The sequence below is a fragment of the Tepidimonas sp. genome (assembly GCF_036824975.1).
In the GTDB taxonomy this organism is placed as follows: domain Bacteria; phylum Pseudomonadota; class Gammaproteobacteria; order Burkholderiales; family Burkholderiaceae_C; genus Tepidimonas.
This window is the reverse complement of sequence record NZ_DAISZC010000108.1, coordinates 1-3201: the sequence shown is the minus strand read 5'-3', so window position 1 is coordinate 3201 and position 3201 is coordinate 1. Positions and strand designations below refer to the sequence as shown.

1 protein-coding gene is annotated in these 3201 nt (G+C 66.1%); it reads right to left on the bottom strand.

The window, feature by feature from the left end; genetic code table 11:
• Positions 1-2951: fused isobutyryl-CoA mutase/GTPase IcmF (gene icmF / locus V7Z54_RS09620; protein WP_334136168.1), on the bottom strand; the 2951-nt coding region annotated here is incomplete at its 3' end.
• Between the last annotated feature and the right edge of the window lie 250 nt (positions 2952-3201).

Here is a 3201-nt window from a genome sequence, read left to right as displayed (position 1 = left end):
TAGCCGGTCTCCATCGCGCCCAGCACGCCGCCGCGCTCGGCAATGCGCTCGAACTCGGCCAGTACTGCCTCCTCCACCAGTTCGGTCAGTTCTTCGATGATGAAGCTGCCTTGATTGGGGTTTTCGTTCTTGGCTAGCCCCCACTCGCGGTTGATGATGAGCTGGATGGCCATGGCGCGGCGCACCGACTCCTCGGTCGGGGTGGTGATGGCCTCGTCGTAGGCGTTGGTGTGCAGGCTGTTGCAGTTGTCGTAGATGGCAATGAGCGCCTGCAGCGTGGTGCGGATGTCGTTGAAGGCGATTTCCTGCGCGTGCAGGCTGCGCCCCGAGGTCTGTATGTGGTATTTGAGCTTTTGGCTGCGCTCGTTGGCGCCGTACTTGTCGCGCATCGCCACCGCCCAGATGCGCCGTGCCACCCGGCCCAGCACCGTGTACTCCGGGTCCATGCCGTTGCTGAAGAAAAAGCTCAGGTTTGGCGCGAAGTCGTCGATGTGCATGCCGCGGGCCAAATAGCTCTCGACGTAGGTGAAGCCATTGGCCAGGGTGAAGGCCAGCTGGCTGATCGGGTTGGCGCCGGCTTCGGCGATGTGGTAGCCGCTGATGGACACCGAGTAGAAGTTGCGCACGTTGTGGTGGACGAAGTAGGCCTGGATGTCGCCCATCACTTTCAGGCTGAACTCGGTAGAAAAAATACAGGTGTTCTGACCCTGGTCTTCTTTCAGGATGTCGGCCTGCACGGTGCCACGCACGTTGGCCAGCACCCATTCCTTGATCTTGGCGATTTCGGTGTCGGTGGGCTCACGCCCGTTGTCGGCGCGGAACTTGTCGAGCTGCTGGTCGATGGCGGTGTTGAAGAACATCGCCAGGATGGTGGGGGCCGGGCCGTTGATCGTCATCGACACACTGGTGGCCGGGTCGCACAGGTCGAAGCCCGAGTACAGCACCTTCATATCGTCCAGTGTGGCAATCGACACGCCCGAGTTGCCGATCTTGCCGTAGATGTCGGGGCGCGGGTCGGGGTCGTGGCCGTAGAGCGTGACCGAATCGAACGCGGTCGACAGCCGCTTGGCCGGCATGCCTTCGGACAGCAGCTTGAAGCGCCGGTTGGTGCGAAAGGCGTCGCCCTCGCCGGCAAACATGCGCGTCGGGTCTTCGTTTTCGCGCTTGAAGGCAAAAACGCCTGCGGTGTACGGGAAGCTGCCAGGGGCGTTTTCCAGCATCAGCCACTTCAGCAGCTCGCCGTGGTCCTCGTACTTGGGCAGCACCACTTTGCGGATCTTGTTGCCGCTGAGCGTCGTGTGGGTGAGCTGAGTGCGGATCTCCTTGTCGCGGATCCTGACCACGTACTCATCACTGGCGTAGGCCCGCACCATGTCGGGCCACTGCTGCAGCAGCTTGCGCGCGTCGGCGTCGAGTTGCGCCTCGCGCTGCTGGGCCAGGTCGAGTGCCGCTTCGGCTGCCTTGGCGCGCGTGGGCTTGTCCACGCGCAGCATCTCGGCGCTGGCGCGCAGCTGTTGGATCTCGCGCGCCAGCCGGGCCTGGCGCTGCACGCGCCGCTTATATGCCCGTACCGTGTCGGCGATTTCGGCCAGATAGCGCGTGCGCGCCGCAGGCACGATGGCGCCGTGCTGGGAGCTGTGGCGTGTCGCCACGCGCGGCAGCCGTCCGCCCTCGGCGCCCAGCGGCAGCGCCAAGCCCAGCGCGGCCAGCCGGGGCAGCAGCGCTTGGTACAACGCGGTGACGCCGTCGTCGTTGAAGCGCGCCGCCATGGTGCCGAACACCGGCATTTGCTCCACCGGAGTGGTCCAGGCTTGCCGGTTGCGCTGCACCTGCTTGGCCACGTCGCGCAGGGCGTCCAGCGCGCCCCTGCGGTCGAACTTGTTGATGGCCACGAACTCGGCGAAGTCCAGCATGTCGATCTTCTCCAGCTGGCTGGCGGCGCCGAACTCCGGCGTCATCACGTACAGCGGCACGTCCACGTGCGGCACGATGGCCGCATCGCCCTGACCGATGCCCGAAGTTTCGACGATCACCAGGTCGAAGCCCGCCACCTTGCACGCTGCGATCACGTCCGGCAGCGCGGCCGAGATCTCGCTGCCGGCCTCGCGGGTGGCTAAGCTGCGCATGTACACGCGCGGGCCGCTCTGCCACGGGCCGATGGCATTCATGCGGATGCGGTCGCCCAGCAGCGCGCCGCCACTCTTGCGTCGGCTGGGGTCGATGCTGATGACGGCGATGCGCAGCGCATCGTCCTGGTCCAGCCGCAGGCGGCGGATGAGTTCGTCGGTGAGGCTGGACTTGCCCGCGCCGCCGGTGCCGGTGATGCCCAGCACCGGCACCCGGGCACCGGCCGCCTCTTGGCGCAGCCCATCGAGCAGCGCCGCGTCGGCGCGGCCGTTTTCCACTGCCGTGATCAGTTGCGCCAGCGCGCGCCAGGCGGCGTCGGAGTGGCCGCGGATCGCCTCCAGCGTCGTGGGCGCCAACGCCGACAGATCGCGGTCGCAGCGCATCAACATCTCGCCGATCATGCCCTGCAGGCCCATGCGCTGGCCGTCTTCCGGGCTGTAGATGCGGCCCACGCCGTAGTCCATCAGCTCGCGGATTTCGCTGGGCACGATCACCCCGCCGCCGCCACCGAACACCAGAATGTGTTCGCCGCCGCGCGCGCGCAGCTGGTCCACCATGTACTTGAAATACTCCACGTGCCCGCCCTGGTAAGAACTGACCGCGATGCCCTGCACGTCCTCCTGCAGCGCGGCGGTCACCACTTCGTCTACCGAGCGGTTGTGGCCCAGGTGGATCACCTCCGCCCCCATGCTCTGCAGGATGCGGCGCATGATGTTGATGGCCGCGTCATGCCCGTCGAACAGGCTGGCGGCGGTGACGAAGCGCACTTTGTGCGCGGGGCGGTAGTCGGCCAGGGCGCGGTAGTCGGCGCTGAGCTGGGTCATCGGCAGTCTCCTCGGCGATGGGCACAATCCGAGTGTGTCACAGTCCGGGCAGGGGTGACACGACCCCGGAACATGACGTTTACGTAAACGTCAATTCTAGTGGGGTTGGCCGTTCGCCGGGAATACCGCAGCGGCTTGCGTCGCGGCCAAGGACCCTGGTTGCCCCAGAGTCTCCGGTAGCGCAGGTGACAGCCCCCCAGGGTAAGTCCGGATGCGTGTGGCTGGCGTTTTTCGCACCGGTACCCTATTA